The sequence below is a fragment of the Parendozoicomonas sp. 2304DJ65-17 genome (genome assembly GCF_058148445.1).
Genome location: NZ_JBYVJV010000002.1, coordinates 436,382 through 456,941, shown reverse-complemented (window position 1 = coordinate 456,941; position 20,560 = coordinate 436,382). Strand labels below are relative to the sequence as shown.

Annotated in this window: 21 protein-coding genes; 11 read left to right on the top strand and 10 right to left on the bottom strand. The window is 47.5% G+C overall.

Annotation, left to right across the window (positions count from 1 at the left end; all coding sequences use genetic code 11):
• Positions 1–8: 8 nt before the first annotated feature.
• Both ACY2RR_RS07015 and ACY2RR_RS07010 read right to left on the bottom strand, forming a co-directional pair.
• Positions 9–1,151 carry an acyl-CoA dehydrogenase family protein gene (locus ACY2RR_RS07015; protein ID WP_490107426.1) on the bottom strand — a complete coding sequence of 381 codons (1,143 nt, stop codon included), beginning with the start codon at positions 1,149–1,151 and terminating at the stop codon, positions 9–11.
• Positions 1,152–1,237: 86 nt separating this feature from the next.
• Positions 1,238–1,816: a hypothetical protein gene (locus ACY2RR_RS07010; RefSeq protein ID WP_490107425.1), complete on the bottom strand. Its 579-nt coding sequence runs from the start codon at positions 1,814–1,816 to the stop codon at positions 1,238–1,240.
• 186 nt (positions 1,817–2,002) lie between these two features.
• Between ACY2RR_RS07010 and ACY2RR_RS07005 the strand changes: the two genes are divergently transcribed.
• Positions 2,003–2,920 carry a Dyp-type peroxidase gene (locus ACY2RR_RS07005; protein ID WP_490107424.1) on the top strand — a complete coding sequence of 306 codons (918 nt, stop codon included), beginning with the start codon at positions 2,003–2,005 and terminating at the stop codon, positions 2,918–2,920.
• Positions 2,921–2,922: 2 nt separating this feature from the next.
• Here the strand turns inward: ACY2RR_RS07005 and ACY2RR_RS07000 are convergent, their stop codons facing one another.
• On the bottom strand, positions 2,923–3,948 hold the full coding sequence (locus ACY2RR_RS07000) for a DUF481 domain-containing protein (RefSeq protein ID WP_490107423.1): 1,026 nt from the start codon (positions 3,946–3,948) through the stop codon (positions 2,923–2,925).
• A gap of 159 nt (positions 3,949–4,107) precedes the next feature.
• Between ACY2RR_RS07000 and ACY2RR_RS06995 the strand changes: the two genes are divergently transcribed.
• Positions 4,108–4,422: an MGMT family protein gene (locus ACY2RR_RS06995; protein ID WP_490107422.1), complete on the top strand. Its 315-nt coding sequence runs from the start codon at positions 4,108–4,110 to the stop codon at positions 4,420–4,422.
• On the opposite strand, the gene ACY2RR_RS06990 is transcribed toward ACY2RR_RS06995, so the two are convergent.
• The 3 genes from ACY2RR_RS06990 to ACY2RR_RS06980 form a co-directional block, all read right to left on the bottom strand.
• Positions 4,401–5,975 carry an AmpG family muropeptide MFS transporter gene (locus ACY2RR_RS06990; RefSeq protein WP_490107421.1) on the bottom strand — a complete coding sequence of 525 codons (1,575 nt, stop codon included), beginning with the start codon at positions 5,973–5,975 and terminating at the stop codon, positions 4,401–4,403. The two genes, ACY2RR_RS06995 and ACY2RR_RS06990, sit on opposite strands and share 22 nt — an antisense overlap.
• Before the next feature lie 85 nt (positions 5,976–6,060).
• Positions 6,061–6,543 (bottom strand): YajQ family cyclic di-GMP-binding protein, encoded by a 483-nt coding sequence (locus ACY2RR_RS06985; protein ID WP_490107420.1) that lies wholly within the window; start codon positions 6,541–6,543, stop codon positions 6,061–6,063.
• 82 nt (positions 6,544–6,625) lie between these two features.
• Positions 6,626–6,835 carry a dodecin gene (locus ACY2RR_RS06980; RefSeq protein WP_490107419.1) on the bottom strand — a complete coding sequence of 70 codons (210 nt, stop codon included), beginning with the start codon at positions 6,833–6,835 and terminating at the stop codon, positions 6,626–6,628.
• A 143-nt stretch (positions 6,836–6,978) separates the two neighbouring features.
• Between ACY2RR_RS06980 and ACY2RR_RS06975 the strand changes: the two genes are divergently transcribed.
• The 5 genes from ACY2RR_RS06975 (at position 6,979) to ACY2RR_RS06955 (ending at position 13,685) form a co-directional block, all read left to right on the top strand.
• Complete coding sequence (locus ACY2RR_RS06975; protein WP_490107418.1) at positions 6,979–7,905, top strand: ketopantoate reductase family protein; 927 nt, start codon at positions 6,979–6,981, stop codon at positions 7,903–7,905.
• Between the two features lie 63 nt (positions 7,906–7,968).
• Positions 7,969–9,996 (top strand): ATP-binding protein, encoded by a 2,028-nt coding sequence (locus ACY2RR_RS06970; RefSeq protein ID WP_490107417.1) that lies wholly within the window; start codon positions 7,969–7,971, stop codon positions 9,994–9,996.
• 41 nt (positions 9,997–10,037) lie between these two features.
• Positions 10,038–10,892: a carboxylating nicotinate-nucleotide diphosphorylase gene (gene nadC / locus ACY2RR_RS06965; protein WP_490107416.1), complete on the top strand. Its 855-nt coding sequence runs from the start codon at positions 10,038–10,040 to the stop codon at positions 10,890–10,892.
• Between the two features lie 25 nt (positions 10,893–10,917).
• A complete protein-coding gene (gene galE, locus ACY2RR_RS06960; RefSeq protein WP_490107415.1) occupies positions 10,918–11,937 on the top strand; it encodes a UDP-glucose 4-epimerase GalE in 1,020 nt (339 codons plus the stop codon).
• A 77-nt stretch (positions 11,938–12,014) separates the two neighbouring features.
• Entirely contained in the window at positions 12,015–13,685 is a 1,671-nt protein-coding gene (locus tag ACY2RR_RS06955; protein WP_490107414.1) for a hypothetical protein, read from the top strand.
• A 65-nt stretch (positions 13,686–13,750) separates the two neighbouring features.
• Here ACY2RR_RS06955 and ACY2RR_RS06950 read toward each other — a convergent pair whose 3' ends face one another.
• Positions 13,751–14,170: a pilin gene (locus ACY2RR_RS06950; protein WP_490107413.1), complete on the bottom strand. Its 420-nt coding sequence runs from the start codon at positions 14,168–14,170 to the stop codon at positions 13,751–13,753.
• Between the two features lie 249 nt (positions 14,171–14,419).
• On the opposite strand from ACY2RR_RS06950, the gene ACY2RR_RS06945 reads away from it, so the two are divergent.
• From ACY2RR_RS06945 to ACY2RR_RS06935, 3 genes are all read left to right on the top strand, one after another.
• Positions 14,420–14,854, top strand: coding sequence for a hypothetical protein (locus ACY2RR_RS06945; protein ID WP_490107412.1), 435 nt, complete (start codon positions 14,420–14,422; stop codon positions 14,852–14,854).
• Positions 14,855–14,933: 79 nt separating this feature from the next.
• Positions 14,934–16,640 (top strand): type IV-A pilus assembly ATPase PilB, encoded by a 1,707-nt coding sequence (pilB, locus tag ACY2RR_RS06940; RefSeq protein ID WP_490107411.1) that lies wholly within the window; start codon positions 14,934–14,936, stop codon positions 16,638–16,640.
• Between the two features lie 90 nt (positions 16,641–16,730).
• Entirely contained in the window at positions 16,731–17,849 is a 1,119-nt protein-coding gene (locus tag ACY2RR_RS06935) for a multifunctional CCA addition/repair protein (RefSeq protein ID WP_490107410.1), read from the top strand.
• On the opposite strand, the gene ACY2RR_RS06930 is transcribed toward ACY2RR_RS06935, so the two are convergent.
• The 3 genes from ACY2RR_RS06930 to tsaD are packed head-to-tail and all read right to left on the bottom strand — an operon-like array spanning position 17,846 to position 19,828.
• Positions 17,846–18,367, bottom strand: coding sequence for a 2-amino-4-hydroxy-6-hydroxymethyldihydropteridine diphosphokinase (locus tag ACY2RR_RS06930; RefSeq protein ID WP_490107409.1), 522 nt, complete (start codon positions 18,365–18,367; stop codon positions 17,846–17,848). The genes ACY2RR_RS06935 and ACY2RR_RS06930 overlap by 4 nt on opposite strands.
• A 24-nt stretch (positions 18,368–18,391) precedes the next feature.
• Positions 18,392–18,766 carry a dihydroneopterin aldolase gene (gene folB, locus ACY2RR_RS06925; protein WP_490107408.1) on the bottom strand — a complete coding sequence of 125 codons (375 nt, stop codon included), beginning with the start codon at positions 18,764–18,766 and terminating at the stop codon, positions 18,392–18,394.
• 21 nt (positions 18,767–18,787) lie between these two features.
• Positions 18,788–19,828 (bottom strand): tRNA (adenosine(37)-N6)-threonylcarbamoyltransferase complex transferase subunit TsaD, encoded by a 1,041-nt coding sequence (gene tsaD, locus ACY2RR_RS06920; RefSeq protein ID WP_490107407.1) that lies wholly within the window; start codon positions 19,826–19,828, stop codon positions 18,788–18,790.
• Between the two features lie 329 nt (positions 19,829–20,157).
• On the opposite strand from tsaD, the gene rpsU reads away from it, so the two are divergent.
• Positions 20,158–20,373, top strand: coding sequence for a 30S ribosomal protein S21 (gene rpsU / locus ACY2RR_RS06915; RefSeq protein WP_087105766.1), 216 nt, complete (start codon positions 20,158–20,160; stop codon positions 20,371–20,373).
• Positions 20,374–20,560 lie beyond the last annotated feature (187 nt).

The window sequence follows — 20,560 nt, the reverse complement described above, 5'->3', positions numbered from 1 at the left end:
GAAATATCTTAAAGACCCATCTGCTTGGAGATAATTTCATTCATTATCTCTCTGGTGCCACCACCAAGAGAAAGAATACGGTTATCCCGGTACAAACGCTCAACCATGCATTCCTGCATAAAGCCCATACCACCAAACAATTGCACTGCATCATAAGTCAGCTTATCGCTGCAGTCCGTGGCAAAGTTCTTGGCCATAGAGACTTCTTTGATAACGCTCTTGCCCTGATTCATGGCATCCGCCACCTGATAAGTCAGAGCTTCACTGGCCTGCAGCATAGTCGCCATATCGGCCAGCTTATGTTTAGTCACTTGGAATTTAGCGATGGGGCGACCAAACGCTTCACGCTCGCGCACATAAACCAGTGATTGTTCAAGAGCCATACGGGCAGTCATATTAGCCATCAAAGACAGCATCAAACGTTCGCTCTGGAAATTTCCCATAATGGCGGCAAAGCCTTGGTTTTCTGCGCCAATCAGGTTTTCTACCGGAACCATACAGTCTTCGAAGAACAACTCTGCCGTATCGGAACAACGCCAGCCCATCTTTTTGAATTTTTTGCTGACAGAAAAGCCGGGAGCTCCCTTCTCGATCATCAGCAGACTGACACCACCAAATCCTTCTCCACCAGTACGCACGCCAACGGTATAAAAATCTGCCCGGCTGCCACTGGTAATAAAGGTTTTGGAACCATTAACCCGGTAGTAATCACCTTCACGCACAGCCCGAGTTTTCAGGTTCGCTACATCAGAGCCACCACCCGGTTCAGTAATCGCCAGTGCCGCAATTTTTTCCCCGCGCAGTACTGGAGGAATAACTTTTTCTTTCAGGGCGTCAGAACCTAAACGGTTGATGGGTGGAATACCAATATCGTGAGAACCGAGCCCAGCTGCAAGGCCACCGGAACCTGCCCGCATAAGTTCTTCTGTGAACACAACCTTGTGGAATACATCACCGCCAAAGCCACCTAACTCTTCCGGGTAACCAATCCCCAGAAAACCAACCTCTCCAGCTTTACGGTAAAGATCACGGGGAAACTCTTCCGCTTCTTCCCACTGATCAATAAAGGGAAGGATTTCCTGCTCTACAAATCGGCGAACGGACTCACGCAGCAGACGATGACTGTCATCAAAATGGTGGGCGGTGAACATTGAGATACCTTTGTTATTGTTTTCGCTCGCCCACAAGATTAACCAAGCGCTTGCTTGGTTGGCAAGTTTTTAACTACTAGTTAATTCTAGCTCTCCCCTTGCTCCCCAATAACCTGCTTTTCAAGATCAAAAGAGTATGAGAACTTCTTTTTGACCTCTTCTTCTGTCATGAGAGAGGATAAATCCATTTTATGCTTGTCAAGTTGAGCCTGGTTTACAAAAAGGGGGTACCTGAATTCGATACCGTTAAGATAGCCATTCGGATCCAGCTTTTTCCATTTGTCAGTCTCTTCAACTTCCATCGGAGCCGGTGAATTTGGCTCACTGGAAGAGCTTTCCATATCAACATCTTCCTGCTGTTCAACATCTTTCAGCATGAAACTCTGTTCAGGTGTGATTGCCTTAATCACAGTCGATGCCATCTCTATGGCCGTAGGGGGTTCATCCAGGTCGCACCTTGCACGTTCAGTTCTATCAAGCTTTGCCTTTTTTACACTAACTTCATCTTCAGGTTGAGAACTTGAAACGGTGTGCCCCATTGTTGAAACCTGCTCTTCTCGTGCTGGCGGAGAAGGGCTCCTACTGGAATCATTGCCAGCGTCTTCTGTAAGGCCAACAACATTTGCGACCTTTGTAGCAAAATTATAAAGACTCTCCATAATCACTCCCAATTATCAGTTGAATAATCGGGCATCTTGCCAAAGTTATTAAGAATGTCTCTGGCAAGAAGGCAAGCCAGGCTAACAACTGGAAACAGGGGAGTTATGTAAAAATGTTTGCGTTATGATCTGTACAAGCATCAAGGTGTAGCATATTAAAAGCATGTTCTAAGACAAAATCAGGAATAAAAAATGTCAGCACCACAATCCGGGATTCTGCCTGAAGCCAATACCGACGCTACCTTTCTTGTTCTTCTTCTGCAAAATGATTCTGAAAGTGTTGCTACGGCTCGTAAAGCAGCCAACCAGTTACCACTTATAACCGAACAGTTACTGACCCGTTACCCAGACAGCAAGCTGTCTTCAACTATCTCTTTCAGCAGCCGGGCATGGAAAGTATTGTTTCGTGATCAGCCTTACCCTGAAGAGCTGGCTCCATTTAAAGCACTGCGCCATGACGATCGTCAGGCCCCCTGCACTCCTGGCGATATCCTGATCCACATCCGTTCAGACAGGAAAGACATTAACTTCGAACTCAGCCGCTTGATTATGGAAGAGCTGGGGAACAGCGTTTTGATTGAAGAAGAAGTGTCCGGCTTCCGTTATCTTGAATCCCGGGATATGACTGGTTTTGTTGATGGAACTGAAAACCCGGAAGGCGATAACCGGGCCGCTGTAGCGCTGATTCCCGAAGGACAGCCTCTGGCCGGTGGCAGCTATATCCAGTCCCAGCGTTATATTCACAACCTGCCATTGTGGAATGCCTGCCCTGTCCATCAGCAGGAACAGGTTATCGGGCGGACAAAGAAAGACGATGTGGAATTCTCAAGCGAAGAGAAAGCTCCTACAGCTCATGTGAAACGAGTAAACCTGAAAGAAGACGGCAAGTCTCTTGAAATCCTGCGCCACAGCATGCCTTACGGCGACTCAACCGAGCATGGATTGTTCTTTATCGCTTACGCAAAAACGCCAAGGCACTTTGACCTGATGCTGGAACAGATGATTCATGCTGATGAACATGGACACTACGATCATTTACTGGACTTTACTCAGGCTATAACTGGTAATGCTTTCTTTGCTCCGAGCAAGGATTTCCTGCAAAACCTGTAATTCTACCAACCGAAACCCAGTCCAAACGTCACACTAGTTTTACTGCGTACCCCGTCTGATGGCGGGGTCGAATCCAAATCCAGACTGTAACGCATATTAAACCAAAGCCTTTCTGTAACTTGATACTTCAAGCCTAAGTCCAGATCCCAAAGCAACTGATCCTCATCCCCCACCCGGTAATAAACAGTGGAGTCTGCTGTACCGTAAAGATTGCCATCTATTCTTTTGGTCGCGTTCAGGCCCCAGCGTATGGCCCACCGGCTACGATTATCATCGCTGCGATAATCTTCCCACAAATGACTAAGACCAATATCCGATTTCAAACTCCCATCGCCGCGATCCCAAAACTGATAACCAATACCAGCACCAATGGAGTAACGCATGTAGGGACTTTCATCCACATCGTACTGCCACAGAGAACTCCCCAGTACATACCATGAACGGTCGAGGAAACGGTTATAGTCATAGGTGAGCTTGACCTCTTTGTCATCCATAACCCCATTCTCACGGGAGTAGTCGGTTTCCCAACCGATAATATTCCGGTTTACCCTGTCCATAACGTTGACAGCACCGTATGTTTTAAACTCCCCTTCACGATCAACTCCACGCTTCAGCGCAAAATTCACATTCGCTTTACCGCTGACTAACCATTGATCTTTATCCGGGCGATCTTCTTTCAAAGCCGCAAGCCGCTGTTTACTGTCCAGAGGAGAACTGTTGCCCTGGTCATCCATCAACCATGTCTCATCGTCTTTCTGATAAAGGCGAACCAAGCGAAAAGTATCTTGCCCTTTCATCCGCACCCAGAGCAGCTTCTCGGTTTCCATGGATTGGACATAGCGAAGATCGACTTTAATCACACCAGCCCACTCTGTTTCCAAGTGAACCTTACCTTCGGAGAGCTCCCGAATTTTTCCGCTGAGAAGATTGCCATTTTGCAGAGTGAGTGTATCCGCCAACAAAGCAGGAGCGGCAAGAGATAAGAACAGGTAAACAAAACCAAAAAGGCTGCAACTACGACCAAACATCCACGACTACAAAACAGGAGTTAACAACAAAATCATGCAGAAGCCGTGCATTGTGGCAGCGGTCTAGAGGTTTTGAAAGGTCGTGCAGAACCGGAGAGACGAACTTTACACTCAATGTTATCCTCATGCTTTAGCGATATACGACAGGAATACACACGAGTGTCCGAACTCAACAGAAACCAGAAGATCTGGCTGGTTGTCAGCGAAATTCCAGCGGGGAAAGTTGCTACCTATGGACAGGTTGCAGAAATGGCAGATATGCCGGCTGGAGCAAGGGTTGTCGGAAACGTTCTGTCGCAACTACCTCCCGGCAGTCATTTGCCCTGGCACAGAGTAATTAATAGCAAAGGAGAGCTTTCATTTCCGCACGGCTCCGCACGCTACGAGACTCAGAAAGAGCGACTGGAAGCCGAGGGCGTGGTCTTTATCAGCCAGAGAATCAATCTTAAAACTTATCGCTGGGACGGTGAGTGAGGCACTTTTCGGCCCACGTAAGTCACAAGCAGCAACACAGGGAAACCAATCAACGCACTTCCAATAAAGAATGACGGATAACCTACAGCATCCACCATTGAACCACTGTACCCTGCCAGAAGCTTCGGTAACAAAGTCATCAAAGAACTAAACACCGCATACTGCATGGCAGTAAACGCACGATTGGTAAGACCGGACAAATAAGCCACAAACGCAGCTGATGCCAGCCCGCCACTCAGGTTGTCAGCTGCAATCACACCAGCCAGCATCCAGACCTCTGGTTTGGAAACCGCCAATACAGCAAACAGCAGGTTACTGGCGGCTGCCAGAAACGCTCCCAGCCACAAACTCTTCAACACACCATAACGAATTGCCAATAGGCCACCGAGAAAACCACCAGCAATGGTCATAAGCAAACCAAAGGTTTTGGTTATGCCGGCAATCTGGTCTTTGGTGTAACCCATATCGTCATAGAAAACGTTGGCAACAGCCCCCATAACAATATCGGAAATTCGATATGTGCCCACGAGCAAAAGAATAAACAGTGCCAACTTGCCATAGCGGGAAAAGAAGTCACGAAATGGCGCAACATAGGTCTCGTCTACCATAGCGGGTGAAACAATATGCAGCTTAACCATAAGCCTTGCTGCAACCAGCGCAGCCGCAAGACTGGTTAACAATCGGGATATTTCAGCGATAAACGAAGCAACCAGTTTATCCACAGCAACATTTAATACTTCTGTGAGCGGAGTAACCCACTGTTTGAAGTAAACAAAAGTCAAAGCAAATACGACAGTCGCAACAAGGAACAGGCCAAGAAAACGCAGATAATCTTGTGTCCCATATTTATGCACAGAAGCTTGTACATTCGGCTCACTAATACAGAGCGTTGTAACAACTCCAATCATCATGGCCACAGCCATACACAGATAAGCTTGGGACCAGGCTGTGTAACTGTATCCAGCGCCATCACCAGAACCAAACCAGCTGGCAAGCCACAGTGCACCTGCACCGGCAGCCAGCATGCCTATTCGATAACCAGCTATATACGAAGATGACATTAATGCCTGAAGACTTTCATCAGCCGCTTCTATCCGATAGGCATCAATCACAATATCCTGAGTGGCCGATGAAAAACCAAGCAGCACCGCGCCAACAGCTACAAGAGTTAAACTGTTTTGCGGATCATTGGATGCCATAAAGACCAACGCTCCAATAATGGCCAGCTGAGCAAGTAACAACCAGGAACGTCTTCGACCAAGCCATGAGGTAAGAAGTGGCAGAGGAAGGCGATCAACCAAAGGAGCCCAGACAAACTTAAAGGAATAACCCAAAGCCGCCCAGCTGAAGAAAGTGACTGTAGATCGGGCAACACCAGCTTCACGAAGCCACAAGGAAAGGCTGCTGAAAATCAGAAGAATGGGAAGACCTGCCGAAAAGCCCAGAAAAAGCATGGCAACCACTCGCCCCTGAAAACAGGCGGCAATGGCTTCGCTCCAGCTTCTTTGAGGGGACAGTGTATTTTCAGTTAAATCCTTTTGCTGATCCGCCACTCGCCGATCCCTGCCTGAGTTTGAAATTTTGTGGTGGCACAGAGGTTAGCACCTCCAGCCTTATTATGACTGGAGGAGATACAGATTAATCCCGGAAGTTATCAAACTGTAGAGGAACATCCAGCTCCGCTTCACGCAGGGTTGCCATCGCGGCTTGCAGGTCGTCACGCTTCTTACCGGTAACGCGCACCTTTTCACCCTGAATAGCAGCCTGAACTTTAAGCTTGCTCTCTTTAATTAGCTTAACAATTTTCTTGCTCTGGTCTTTATCAATACCCTGCTTAACCACAGCTTCCTGCTTCACCTGCTTACCGGAACCATAGTGATCTTTAACTTCCATGCACTTGATATCAATGCCGCGCTTAACCATTTTACCCTGCAGCATTTCCACCATCTGACGCAGCTGAAAATCAGCATCAGAAGTCATAACAATGGTTTCTTCCTTGTGCTCAAAGCTGGCATCAACGCCACGAAAATCGTAACGGGTAGTCAGTTCGCGACTCGCCTGATCAACAGCGTTGGTCAGTTCGTGCATATCCACTTCAGATACAATATCAAATGAAGGCATTCGCCCTTCTCCTGTATGTTCATCAAGATCCGTTTAATGATCAGGATTTTAGCCCGAATGGCTTACAGGTCGCCAGCAAGCCTTAGTCTTCCAGCCGGAACCCGATCTTTACAGTAACCTGAAAATGGGCGATTTCGCCATTCACGATATGACCCCGATGCTCAACAACTTCATACCAGTCCATGTTTTTGATTGTTTGTGAAGCTTTGGCAAGAGCGTTACGGATAGCATCATCGCTGCTTGTTGTAGAACTGCCCACCAGCTCAATTTTTTTATAAGTATGCGCACTCATTTATTCTCTCCCCAGTGAATATGACAGATTGCCAAAGTCAGTATAGATAGCAGGGAATTATTCACATACCGGTTTTACTGCTTCTTTAAATAGCTCGGTACGATTATTCTTTTTCCGCATTTCTATTTAACGGGATAAAGTGAATGACAGTTGCCGTACACCCTCATTGGCATATTCTTGGAGCCGGGGCCATCGGCTGCCTCTGGAGCGGGCAACTCTTTCGAAGCGAAATCCCATGCACCTTATTAGTACGTTCTGAACGGCGGAACAACACTCAAAACTCCGCACTTTGCATAACTGAAAACCAGCAGAAAGTAGAACTCGCCATCGACATTCAGAGCACTGAAGCTGAAACGGCTATTCAGAATCTTATTATCACAACTAAAGCTGGGGATGCTTTGACGGCGCTAAAATCGATTGAAGGCAGACTGGCTTCTGGCGCAACTATTCTGCTTTTACAAAACGGGATGGGAAGCCAGCAGCAGATCGCCGAGCTGTTCTCGGAGTATTCGGTTTATGCTGGCTCGACAACCGACGGTGCCTGGCAGGAAAACTTTTTAAATATTCACAGGGCAGGAAGAGGAAAAACCTGGCTGGGGCCTCTAAACCCAAGAGCAAAGGAACTCGGACATCATTCAGTCATCAGCAGCCTGACAAAAGTCGCCGATATGGATGTGACGGTTGTGGATAACATAACGGAAAAGTTACAGGAAAAGTTAGCCATAAATTCTGCGATTAACGGCTTGACTGCTCTGCACAACTGTCCAAATGGCGACCTTCTTGAAACAGAACTCCAAAAACAAGTCCAAAGTCTTTGCATGGAAACTGCACAGATTCTTTCTGCCGATGGCTACGCCACAACTCCAGAACAATTGCTAGAAACAGTCAACCATGTACTTAAGGTGACTGCCGAGAATATCAATTCAAGTCTTCAGGATGTCCGCAACAATCGCACTACAGAGTTAAACTGGATCAATGGTTATTTGCTGACAAGAGCTGAAATGATTGGTATCGCTGCACCAGCCCACAAGCAGCTTATGCTGGCACTGGCGGATAAAGATATTCACTGACAGGCTTTTCCATCCGCTACAGTCGATGTACTCTGATACCAGATCAGACTCTGAATGAGCTCAATGAACGGATTTCAGGATTATCTGTCCCGCCTTTCTATCAGCCGAAAGCTGGTGCTTGTTATGCTCAGTGTTGTACTGGGTGTTGCACTGGTTTCCTGTGCCGTTCTGATTGTTTCCGCTTATCTGGTATCCAGAAACAACTTTGTTCCCGCTAATGTTCAGGCGGTTTCACGCATACTGTCTGAACCGACTGTTCTCAACACTTTACTCACCAATAAGCTGGAAGCAGAAAATATTCTTCATGTTGCCAGCGAATATTCCCAGATCAGCGCCATCGCTATTTACAGTCCCGACGGAAAGCTTTATGCAAAGTTTTGCCCGGGAGGTAGTTTACCTCTGCCTGAACTCGCTCCCGATGAGGCGATGACGGAAACGGATTACCTAAAAAAAATCAGTGCTGGCCCCGGGCGGGTTATTACCCTTTATATTCAGGCTGATCCATCCCTTCCCATAGATTTTTATGCGGGCATGACCATAGCCGTGGTCATTATCCTGGTGTTTATTCTTCTGTTTGGCAGTCTTGCCGCAGGCATGATCCGGCGAATTATAACGTTACCGGTACTACACCTTATCCGCATTGCTAACACGGTTTCTATTGAAGAAAACTATGGTGTACGGGCTCAGAAATTCTATCACGACGAAATTGGCATTCTGGCTCAGACATTCAACACCATGCTGAGTCGTATAGAAGCCCGGGACCAGCTGCTAACAACTGCCAGAGACAAAGCTGAGCAAGCCAGCCTGAAAGCGCAGGCACTGGCTATAGAAACTCATATGAGTAACAAGCAGCTGGAGCAGGAAGTTCGCAGCAGAAAACAAACAGAACGTCAGCTAACCCGCTTGCAGCATCACTTGAACAGTATTGTTGATTCCATGCCCTCCGCATTGGTCGCTGTGGATGAAGAGCTGGCTGTTGCCCAGTGGAACCGTGAAGCTTCTGTTTTAACCGGAATAGATCATGACCACGCCATGGGAACATACCTTGGTGAAGTAATGCCCTTCTTGGCAGACACTCTTGGTCAGGTTCAGGAAGCCCTCGACAGCGAAACTGCCGTCCAGTTGGAAAAGCTGTTACTGGCTCTTCCCGGTGGTGAGAAACATATGGATATGATGATCTATCCACTTACTGAAGTAGATCAACATGGCGCCGTTATCCGCCTTGATGACATCAGCCGCCGGATGCAGCTGGAAGAGATGATGGTGCAGACAGAAAAAATGATGTCTGTAGGTGGGCTGGCTGCCGGCATGGCGCACGAAATCAACAATCCACTGGGAGCTATTCTGCAGAGCATTCAGAATATTAAACGACGGGTGTCACCAGACTTGAAAGCAAATCTGGAAACTGCAGAAGAGCTGGGAGTAAAACTGGAAGCTATAGATGCTTATCTTGCACAGCGGGAAATCACAAAGTTCCTGGATAATATTCACAATGCCGGGGTGCGGGCATCCCAGATAGTTTCCAATATGCTGCAGTTCAGTCGCCGGGAAAGCCGGGATCTGACGCCAATGCCCATGGGAGCGCTGATATCTCAAACACTGGAAATTGCAGCGTCAGACTTCAACCTGAAGCAGGGCTTCGATTTTAAACGGATCGCCATCAAACAGAGCATTGACCCCGAACTTCCACCAGTGCCCTGTATCGCCAACGAAATTCAACAGGTTTTGCTCAACCTGCTGAAAAACGCAGCTCAGGCTATCAGCAACCGGGAAGAACCTAACTGGCAGGGGCAGATTTCTATCAGCACCCAGCGGGAGAAAGACAAAGCCGTTATTACCGTGGAAGATAATGGTACCGGTATGCCGGAAGATATTCGTCGGCGTATTTTTGAGCCATTCTACACCACCAAAGATATTGGTTCCGGCACAGGGCTGGGGCTTTCTGTTTCCTACTTTATTATTACCAATAACCATCACGGCACCATCAGTGTTAACTCAACCCCCGGTATTGGAACCGCGTTTATCATCACTCTTAACCTGGATCTTGGTGGTACTACACATTCAGGTACTCCCGAATTGGATTCACGCTGATATAATCCCCTGCCCGATTATTGATGTGCATGGATTTCAGCATGACCGCAACCTGGCAGCAGCCGCTTTTTGAACAGTCTGTTACTGATAATGTCCGGCAGGCGCTGACAGAAGATATTGGCAGCGGAGATATTACCGCCAGCCTGATTCCTGCAGACAGAACTGGTGAAGCCAGGGTTCTGACCCGAGAAACGGCTGTTATCTGCGGTCGCCCATGGGTTGATGAGGTTTTCCGCCAGATTGACCAGAATGTTCAGGTTGAATGGCATGTGGAAGAAGGTGCCAAGGTTGAAGCCGATACTATTCTGTTCACCCTGAAAGGCCCAGCACGCAGCCTCCTGACCGGTGAGCGGGCAGCACTTAACTTTCTGCAAATGCTATCTGGCACCGCAACCCTGTGCCACAACTACGCCCAGTCAGTAGCAAGTACCAGCGTAAAACTTCTGGATACCCGCAAAACTATTCCCGGTCTGCGTCAGGCTCAGAAATACGCTGTACGCACCGGAGGTTGCCACAACCACCGGATTGGCCTGTACGATGCCTTTCTGATCAAGGAAAACCATATTGCCGCCTGTGGTGGTATCAAAGAAGCCGTTGTAACGGCCAGAGAAATCGCTCCGGGCAAGCCAGTGGAAGTTGAGGTGGAGTCCCTTTCTGAGCTGGAAATCGCTCTTGAATGCGGTGCCGACACCATCATGATCGACAATTTCTCTCTGGACGATATGAATCAGGCGGTGGCTATGAACAAAGGCCGGGCCAAACTGGAAGCCTCTGGCGGAATCACAGATCAGACACTGTTGCCCATTGCCCAGACAGGCGTAGACTTCATCTCTATTGGTGCGCTGACTAAAGACTGCAAGGCAATTGATCTTTCCATGCGCATAACCAAGATGTAATGCCACAGCAGGCAAAGGAAAAGATATGACAGCCACAATTCTTGTAACAGGTGGTGCTGGTTACATTGGCAGCCACACCTGTGTAGAGCTGCTGCAAAAAGATTACGATGTTGTTGTTCTCGATAATCTGAGCAACAGCTCCCCAGAAGCTCTGCGCCGTGTAGAAAAAATCACCGGCAAAAGTGTCACTTTTGTTGAAGGCGATATTCGTGATCGAAATATTCTCCGAGAACTATTCGGTCGCTATACATTTGATTCCGTTATTCATTTCGCTGGTCTGAAAGCTGTTGGCGAATCCTGCCAGATTCCTCTGGAGTACTACGACAACAATGTCAGCGGTACAGTGATTCTGGCTCAGGAAATGGCTGCTCACGGTGTTTTCAATCTGGTGTTCAGTTCATCAGCCACTGTGTATGGCGACCCGGCCAGCTTGCCAATTCGGGAAGATTTTCCTCTTTCCGCAACCAATCCTTATGGCCGCTCCAAGCTCATTATTGAAGAGATTCTGGGTGACCTGTACAAGTCAGATAATCGTTGGAATGTTGCCCTGCTGCGTTATTTCAACCCAGCCGGTGCCCATGAATCCGGTCTGATTGGAGAAGATCCTAACGATATTCCCAACAACCTGATGCCTTACATCAGCCAAGTAGCAATCGGTTTACGGGAAAAGCTCTCTGTTTTTGGCAGTGATTACCCAACAGAAGATGGCACCGGAGTTCGCGATTACATTCATGTGGTTGATCTGGCAAAAGGTCATGTCTGCGCAATCGAAAAGCTGCGCACAGGTTGCGGCCTGAAAGCCTGGAACCTTGGTGTTGGAAATGGTCACAGTGTTTTGCAAATGGTTGCGGCATTTGAACAGGCATCTGGTAAACCTGTTCCTTATCAGCTGGTTGATCGCCGCCCCGGCGATATCGCAGCCTGCTGGGCAGATCCAGCTCTAGCGAAAGAAGATTTAAACTGGGTTGCAGAGAAAGGTCTGAAAGAAATCATGACCGATGCGTGGCGCTGGCAGTCAACTAACCCCAAAGGATACCGGGGTTAATAAGGACTACTCTTAACTAGTTCCGGTAGCCAATTCGCTGTTTCCTGCCGCTTTTTCATTTTTGGCAGGAAGCAGCCATGTACAAATTCACCTCTGTATTTTTCTTTCTTATTTTTTTGCTCCCTTTGCAATCTCTTAAGGCTTTGGAGTGCCCAGATATTTCACGAGACCTTCTGCAGCAGGAACACCAAACTCTTCTTGAGCAAATTCAAAAACACAACGAACTCTACGATGCAGGAAAGCCGGAAATCAGTGACGAAGTTTATGACTCCCTAACTGCACGACAGCGACTTATTAGCCGATGTCTTGGACTAACAAAACCAGCTGCCGCAACACCCGTTGATAACCGTCACCGTTACCCAATGGGCAGCCTTAATAAAGCTGAAGACAGAGAGCAGGTTGAAGACTTTCTAGAAAATGCTCAGCGGGTGGGAAGCCTGGTTATTGTTCAACCTAAAATCGATGGTGTTGCCATAGAGCTTGTTTATCGTAATGGACGACTGATTCAGGCGCTCACTCGCGGTCAGTGGCGAACAGGGCAGGGAATTAATTTACTACCTGCCATCAAACATATTCCAGCAATCCCTCAATCACTCATCAACAATAAAAATGAAATTGTTATCCGCGGAGAGCTGTATTCCGATACCAATAATCCCCATGCAAAAGAATCCTCATCTCCAAGGCACTATGTTGCCGGGCTTATTAACCGCTTAGAACCATCGGTAGAAGAGCTTTCTCAATTGAAATTTTTTCCATGGCAGTGGAAGAACAATGCTCATGGTTCCCTTCTGAAAAATACCCGCCAGTTCGCGGAGTGGGGTTTTATGAATACTGAGCCATTCAGCCATAAGGCCACAGATATCGACAGTGTTTTAAAATTGAGGACCTCCTACGGGAATGCAGATTCAAATATTACTTTCCCCATGGATGGCATTGTTCTGAAAATGAATAACCTTGCCGTTCAGGAGCGCCTTGGTCATCTGGATGGAACACCTTATTGGGCTCTGGCGTGGAAGTTTCCCCCACAAAGTGCCGTAAGCCAGATAGAAGGGATTAACTGGACTGTTGGACGAACCGGTCAGGTCACAATCATTCTGGATATCTCACCTATCGAATTACAGGGAATCACTATCTCAAATGTTAATGCAGGGCCACTGGCTTATTTTGCAAAACGAGATATTGCAGTATCTGACAGCGTAGAGATTTACCTGAAAGGAGCTGCTACACCAGTTCTTGGTCACACTGTTCTCCGCCCATCGAATAGGCAACCGGTAGCCTTACCGGACTTTTCACTCTATAACAGCTTAAGTTGCCTTGAAGTATCTGTCTCCTGCAAAGAACAGTTTATTGCCAGAATAAAGTGGCTGACCGGGCGGAATGGATTTGCTATCCCTCAGTTTGATCATCGGTTCATTGAGCAATTAATCGACGATAAGAAACTTCAGCGCTTATCAGATCTCTTCAGACTAACTCCCACCGCAATAGGGCAAGAGACTTACCGTTCGCTTCATAATCACACTCTTTCCCTTGATCAGGCTCTAAGGGTTTTAGGCATACCTGAAGTGGGAAGAAAAAAATCGGAATGGTTGGCAAAGCATGGGAAAAACTGGGAAGCCATTCAAAAGGCATCGGTTAATGATCTTCAAGCATGGTTAAAAACATCAGAGCAAGAAGCAAAAACAATGAAAGCTTATTTGAATAGCAGAGAAATAAAGACAACTGGCAAGTATTTATTTAAAGGAAAATAAAGCGCAGATAATAAAAAACGGGAGCAATCTATGCTCCCGTTTCGCGTCAGATTACAAAGTAATCATTAACGGCAGTTAGCAGGCCTGAACTTGTCATCCAGAAGACCGCCAGTACAACTCCACTGAATTCCACCGTTACTATCAGTAGGGGTGAAAGTCAGAGTATTGTTAGTAGCATCAACCTTACCGTCGTAAGTTACAGTGATAACACCGTCAGTACCTACTTCAACAGTAGTTACAGCGTTACCAGAGATAGTGGCAGGAAGACCAGCCATAGCGTTAGTAGTAGGCCATGCAGCCTGAGAAGCGTAGTACTCAGTTACAGCCGCTTTAGCGCCTGCAGCCAGGTTAATACCTTCAGTTACGTGAGCACGCTTGGTGTAGTCCTGATAAGCAGGAATAGCGACAGCGGCCAGAATACCGATGATAGCTACAACGATCATCAGTTCGATCAGGGTGAAACCCTTTTGGATGCTTCCTTTCATAGTACTCTCCTTGAATACATTTTTTCTCACTTAGCATTAATTAGTTAATTGGGTTCAGCTGTCGCTAGACCAACAAACTTCTTAATATCTAAATCATCTTTCGCCTTGGCTCCGTTTTACTTTAGGAAGCTATTCAGAAGGGCAACCTATTAAAATGAGATAGTTAAAAACGTTACGATTCCCAGCGGTTATTTCAGCTATCAGAAGTACTGCCGAGAAGCACTTAAACCTTCAATAAGAGTGCTTCCTATGCTGATAATCAGAAATCAACTGGCGAAAATAGCGACTCGTATATGCAGTTATGGGTTGATTGCTGTATTGCTGACACTCTTCAGCCTTGGAAAAATCAAAGACACCCATGAAGAAATGGCTATATCGGCGTTACAGCATATAGAGAACAGCAATAACGCTCTGTTCGCCCTGAAAACACCTTATATAGCCGTCATACGTTTCGGCGCAGATGCGGACTATTACCGGGAGCTGGCGGCTGATCAGCTAGGAAATTATCAAACTCACACCCTGGTTAACTGGACCGTGGATATAAAGCATTTCCTCACCAGCGGCTCATTACCTATTGAGCTGTACTACCAAACCAACTACGAAAATGGCATCACCATGCAAAATATGCGAGTTGAAGGTGCTTTGCTCCCAAAACTGATATCCCAGAGCATTCTGATTGAGTAAAGCTCTGGTCAGGACATAGCTATAACCAGCGGGTGTATGTATCATCTTTATTAATAGATTCATCTAATAAAAACGAGTTATGGCAGATATCCCTCTTCCCGGACTTGCCCGTAAGCTAATCGCTGATGGTCTACTTGATCAGCAGTCAGCCGAGGATGCGGTCAAGGGCGCTAAAAAAGAGAAAGAACCTTTTATTTCCTACATCGTTCAGAAAGGGTTGGTGGGCAGTTATGACATTGCCAAAATCAACTCTGAGCTGTTCGGTATACCTCTTTTTGATATAGATACCCTCGATTTTGAGATGGTGCCCACCACGGCTATCAGTGAGAAGCTGATTCGCCAGCACCGCTGTTTCCCCCTATTTAAGCGCGGTAACCGTCTGTTTGTGGGGGTTTCTGACCCTACCAATGAAAAGTCCATTGATGAAATTCGCTTCAACAGCGGCCTGAATGTTGAAAGTATCCTGGTTGAAGAAGGCAAGCTGACCGCTGCCATAGAAAAGCTTCTAGATACATCCGGCAACGATCTGGGTGACCTTGATGATGAAGAGCTCGAAGGTCTGGACGTTGAGTCTGTCGATGACGACATCGATGACGACCCACAAGCCGGAGATATGGAAGATGCTCCGGTTGTGAAGTTCGTTAACAAGATGCTTCTCTCCGCTATCAAGCTGGGGGCTTCAGATTTACACTTTGAGCCCTACGAAAAAACCTATCGCATCCGCTTCCGGGTGGATGGCGTTATGCAGATTGCGGCTCAGCCACCTATAGGGCTGTCACCCAAGATCTCGTCCCGTCTCAAGATCATGTCATCCATGGATATCTCCGAACGGAGAAAGCCTCAGGATGGCCGGATTAAGATGAAGCTTTCCAAAACCAAAGCTATCGACTTCCGTGTAAACACCCTACCAACACTGTGGGGTGAAAAGATCGTACTGCGTATTCTTGACCCTTCAAGTGCCAAGATGGGTATCGACGCCCTTGGTTATGAAGATGACCAGAAACAAATGTACATGGAAGCGCTGGAACAACCTCAGGGCATGATTCTGGTAACCGGTCCTACGGGTTCTGGTAAAACGGTATCCCTTTATACCGGTCTGAATATTCTCAACACCATTGAAAGAAACATATCCACAGCGGAAGACCCCGTGGAAATTAATCTGGAAGGTATCAACCAGGTTAACGTAAACCCCAAGCAGGGCATGGACTTTTCCCAGGCACTGCGGGCCTTCCTTCGTCAGGATCCCGATATCATCATGGTGGGTGAGATCCGGGATTTGGAAACGGCCAACATTGCCATTAAAGCGGCTCAGACCGGTCACATGGTTATGTCGACCCTGCACACCAACAGTGCAGCGGAAACCCTGACTCGTATGATGAATATGGGTGTTGCCTCCTTTAACCTTGCCACATCTATCAACCTGATTATCGCCCAGCGTCTGGCTCGACGGCTCTGTAGCAACTGTAAGAAAAAACTCTCCATCCCCACAGAAGCTTTGCTGGAACAGGGTTTTACCGAAGAACAGGCATCTACAGCTGTTATCTATGGCCCAGAAGCTCGCGGCTGCGACAAGTGCAACAAAGGTTACAAAGGCCGGGTAGGTATCTACGAAGTAGTGCAAATTAGTCCGGGAATGCAGCGCATTATTATGGAAGAAGGCAACTCCATTCAGATTTCCGATCAGGCCCAGAAAGAAGGTTTTAAAAACCTTCGCCAGTCTGGTCTATTGAAAGCTCTGCAGGGTGTTACCAGTCTGGAAGAAGTGAACCGGGTAACTCTCGACTGATTTTTCTCCTCTCAATCTTGCCCGCTATTCTGCGGGCAAGCCTCCCCCCCATGATAAGATAAGAACATTAAACCTTTTTGAGAGCTGTGGATGAAAACCTACCTGGTAGGCGGTGCTGTACGTGACGAACTTCTTGGACTACCCGTGAAAGACAGAGACTGGGTAGTTACCGGCGCAACGCCAGAAGATATGCTGCAAGCGGGATTTCGCCCCGTTGGCCAGGATTTTCCGGTATTTCTTCATCCTAAAACCCAGGAAGAATACGCCCTTGCCAGAACAGAGAGAAAATCAGGCCATGGCTATGCTGGCTTTGTTTTTCATACCTCACCAGAAATTACTCTTGAAGAAGATTTGCTCCGCAGAGACCTGACCATTAATGCCATTGCCAAAGATCACCAAGGGAGCCTAATTGATCCTTTCGATGGCCAGAAAGATCTTAAGCAACAAACTCTCCGCCATGTTTCTCCTGCCTTTCGGGAAGACCCTTTACGTATTCTGCGAGTTGCCCGTTTTGCGGCGCGTTTCCATGAACTGAATTTTTCAGTTGCGGAAGAAACCAGAGCATTAATGAAAGAGATGGTTGCGGAAGGAGAAGCAAGCTGGCTTGTTGCAGAGCGGGTATGGCAGGAAACAATCCGGGCAATAGAAGGCAAAACACCGGCTGTATATTTTCAGGAACTTCATCAGTGCAATGCTTTAAGCGTTGTTATGCCGGAGTTAGCCAACCAGTTTAAAGATAAAGAAACCCTATCGGCTAAAGCACTTACGCAAGCCGCTATCGAAAATCGCCCTGCAACAGTACGTTTTGCCTGTGCCATCTGCACAACTGAAGAAGACAACCTTAAAAATGTGCAAAACCTCTGCAAGAGAATGAAGATTCCTTCTCAGTATCGTGAAGTTGCAGAGATTGTTTCTAAAATTCTGCCGCAGTGGTTTACTGACCAGCAGCCTGATGCTCAAGCTCGGCTCAACCTTCTCCAAAAAACAGACGGCTTTCGTCGCCCAGAACGTTTTCAGCAAATTCTGGTTACATGCCAAATATTCAGTGAAATAGAGAAAGGAAACCAAACTATCTCAGCAGAACTGGAAGAAAACCTGCAAACCTGCAAAGCAGTCAATATTCAGGAGCTGGTTAAAACAGGCTTAAAAGGGAAAGAATTGGCTACTGCAATTCAACAGGCACGTTTGGAAGCTATCGAAAACAGTTAGGAATTCGAAAGTTTCATGGTTCGTAGTCCTACAACACGCTGATCAGCCAACGTCACAGGAACACAAAGAAACTCTGTGGAAGTCTTGAGTGGCTCGCCATTATATAGCTCAAGGCTTTCAAGAACCTCATCTGCCATTGGTCGCAGATAAACTTCATCAATAAACGCTGCAGAGCAGATTTTTTTGGGCTGATCCCAAGCTGCAAGAATATCAATATCCGCAGCACAGACATCAGAAGGCCTTATACGCCCAAGGCAGGCTTCAATAGCTTTGCAAAGAGTACGAAAACTGCAGGGAGGCAAAACACTTTCAAGGCTGACTATCGCATTCAGATAATCCGGCCCTTTACCATGGGAAGGAGCAGTTCTGCATACAGGGCTCAGATAAAGAGCCCCGCATTTACGAAGTAGCGCATCAACCATCGCTGGCATACGCTCCTCTGCCTTTTCATTGCTACCAAGACCAAGCATATAGCGGTACTTAGGAGCGGTTGCTTCTTCGGTAACACAGACATCCATATCTTGAACAACCTTTTCTGAAACCTATTGAGGCAAGGCTATCCCCATTTGTTCACGGGTACGATAGGTTTCAATGCCTGCAACAGCGTCACGTAACGCATGGGGTTTGCGAATTTTCAGGCGCACATCAGTCACCGGAAAACTTTGAAATACATGTGTCACTACCGCGCCAGCTAAACGCTCCAGAAGATGGAAGCGACTTTCCTGACACAACGTTTTGATCTGCTTGCGAATCTCGGCATAGTTGAGAGCATCACCCAGATCATCGCTGGTAAAGGCGTCGGTAAAGTCCGTTCCCAGTTCCAAATCAATAATCAAAGGCTGTGGTTCTTCATGCTCCCAGTGATAGAAACCAATAACCGTTTCTACATACAGATCATTGATAAGAACCTTATCCATAAAAACCTCTATCGAGACAGATTAAACAGTGCCCTGCTCAGACAATGCAGGTAACTCAGACAATGCCCAACGTGGTAGCGGACGAATACCAGGCATATCAACCTGCCCGGCCACCAGTCTCTGGCATCCGGCATAGGCGATCATGGCACCGTTATCTGTACAAAATGCGGGGCGGGCATAGTATAACGAAGCCCCTTCACCGGAAACCATGGCATCCAAACGCTCACGTAAACGCTTATTGGCGCTTACACCGCCAGCAATAACTAACTGTTTCATACCGGTCTGACGAAGAGCTCGCCGGCATTTTATAGCAAGAGTTTCTACAACCGCTTCTTCAAAAGCACGGGCAATATCAGCACGGGTCTGATCATCGCACTGATCTCCACCGTTTTTGGTCACAGTGTTCAGAGTAAATGTTTTCAAGCCACTGAAACTGAAATCCAAACCAGGGCGATCGGTCATAGGGCGCGGGAATTTGAAGCGTCCGCTGACACCTTTTTCTGCAAGAGCCGCAATACGAGGGCCGCCGGGGTAATCTTCACCCAGCATCATGGCCGCTTTATCAAAAGCCTCACCAGCAGCGTCATCAACAGATTCGCCCAGAAGTTTGTACTCACCGATTCCGTCCACTTCTACAAGCTGGGTATGGCCGCCAGAAACCAGAAGAGCGACAAATGGGAAAGAGGGGGGAGTATCTTCCAGCATGGGAGCCAGCAGATGGCCTTCCATATGGTGAACGCCCATCACGGGAATACCCCAGGCCCATGCAATAGACTTGGCGATAGAAGACCCAACCATAAGAGCGCCAATTAACCCAGGGCCACGGGTATAAGCAATGGCATCCACATCCTCGCGGGAGCATCCAGCTTTTTCCATAACCTGATCAACCAGAGGCAAAACTCTGCGAACGTGATCCCGGGAAGCCAGCTCTGGCACCACGCCACCGTAATCATTATGCATATCTATCTGGCTGTAGAGGGCGTCAGCCAGCAGGCCCTGTTCACTGTCGTAAAGGGCAATACCGGTCTCATCGCAGGATGTTTCTATGCCGAGAACCTTCATGGGGTGGAACTATCTCTGGTGTCAGATGGGCGGGAAATAATATAGCGGCGGGCACGAGGAGTACACAAAACTCTACCCCAACCAAAGAAAGTACCTGAAACACAGGCTATCCTGCTTAGTGAAGAGCGTCATTTACTCGCCAGATCAGCCTTAGGTGCGCATCCCGCTAACAGCGATGTCAGAACCACTTGACAGATGGCTATTGACCCGCCCCTCCGCGACCTCTAAAATTCGCGCCTTTGCGGATGCCCTTCTATCCTGTCGGGTACTTTGCGAGTCGATCATCGACTACTTTTAAACTACTGATATATAAGGAAGGTGAGGCCCGCATGCCTGCTGTCAAAGTTAAAGAAAACGAACCCTTTGATATTGCCCTGCGTCGCTTTAAGCGCAGCTGTGAGAAAGCTGGTATTCTCTCTGAAGTTCGCCGTCGTGAACATTACGAGAAGCCAACTACAGTTCGCAAGCGTCAGGCAGCTGCAGCAGTCAAGCGCCATCTGAAGAAATTACAGCGTGAGCAGCGTCGTCGCGAGCGCCTGTATTAATTCAGCGCCGGTTTAAGCCGCCAAATTCTATTTTCGGGCAGGATGTCTGAAAATACCTCGGCAGATTAGACCAACAAATCCTTGCAGAGGGATAGCTGTGAAGCTGGCAGGATGTCAGTAACACTCTTCCCTCTGTAAGGGTTGCCAAACTCTCAGGTTCATTTTCCCTCCTCCTGCCTGAAAGATA

What these genes read in the sequence shown, in the direction of transcription:
- ACY2RR_RS07015 (WP_490107426.1), bottom strand. Translation starts at nt 1,151, where the DNA reads ATGTTCACCGCCCACCATTTTGATGACAGTCATCGTCTGCTGCGTGAG.
- ACY2RR_RS07005 (WP_490107424.1), top strand. Translation starts at nt 2,003, where the DNA reads ATGTCAGCACCACAATCCGGGATTCTGCCTGAAGCCAATACCGACGCT.
- ACY2RR_RS07000 (WP_490107423.1), bottom strand. Translation starts at nt 3,948, where the DNA reads ATGTTTGGTCGTAGTTGCAGCCTTTTTGGTTTTGTTTACCTGTTCTTA.
- ACY2RR_RS06985 (WP_490107420.1), bottom strand. Translation starts at nt 6,543, where the DNA reads ATGCCTTCATTTGATATTGTATCTGAAGTGGATATGCACGAACTGACC.
- ACY2RR_RS06980 (WP_490107419.1), bottom strand. Translation starts at nt 6,835, where the DNA reads ATGAGTGCGCATACTTATAAAAAAATTGAGCTGGTGGGCAGTTCTACA.
- ACY2RR_RS06975 (WP_490107418.1), top strand. Translation starts at nt 6,979, where the DNA reads ATGACAGTTGCCGTACACCCTCATTGGCATATTCTTGGAGCCGGGGCC.
- ACY2RR_RS06970 (WP_490107417.1), top strand. Translation starts at nt 7,969, where the DNA reads ATGAACGGATTTCAGGATTATCTGTCCCGCCTTTCTATCAGCCGAAAG.
- nadC (WP_490107416.1), top strand. Translation starts at nt 10,038, where the DNA reads ATGACCGCAACCTGGCAGCAGCCGCTTTTTGAACAGTCTGTTACTGAT.
- galE (WP_490107415.1), top strand. Translation starts at nt 10,918, where the DNA reads ATGACAGCCACAATTCTTGTAACAGGTGGTGCTGGTTACATTGGCAGC.
- ACY2RR_RS06955 (WP_490107414.1), top strand. Translation starts at nt 12,015, where the DNA reads ATGTACAAATTCACCTCTGTATTTTTCTTTCTTATTTTTTTGCTCCCT.
- ACY2RR_RS06950 (WP_490107413.1), bottom strand. Translation starts at nt 14,170, where the DNA reads ATGAAAGGAAGCATCCAAAAGGGTTTCACCCTGATCGAACTGATGATC.
- ACY2RR_RS06945 (WP_490107412.1), top strand. Translation starts at nt 14,420, where the DNA reads ATGCTGATAATCAGAAATCAACTGGCGAAAATAGCGACTCGTATATGC.
- pilB (WP_490107411.1), top strand. Translation starts at nt 14,934, where the DNA reads ATGGCAGATATCCCTCTTCCCGGACTTGCCCGTAAGCTAATCGCTGAT.
- ACY2RR_RS06935 (WP_490107410.1), top strand. Translation starts at nt 16,731, where the DNA reads ATGAAAACCTACCTGGTAGGCGGTGCTGTACGTGACGAACTTCTTGGA.
- ACY2RR_RS06930 (WP_490107409.1), bottom strand. Translation starts at nt 18,367, where the DNA reads ATGGATGTCTGTGTTACCGAAGAAGCAACCGCTCCTAAGTACCGCTAT.
- folB (WP_490107408.1), bottom strand. Translation starts at nt 18,766, where the DNA reads ATGGATAAGGTTCTTATCAATGATCTGTATGTAGAAACGGTTATTGGT.
- tsaD (WP_490107407.1), bottom strand. Translation starts at nt 19,828, where the DNA reads ATGAAGGTTCTCGGCATAGAAACATCCTGCGATGAGACCGGTATTGCC.
- rpsU (WP_087105766.1), top strand. Translation starts at nt 20,158, where the DNA reads ATGCCTGCTGTCAAAGTTAAAGAAAACGAACCCTTTGATATTGCCCTG.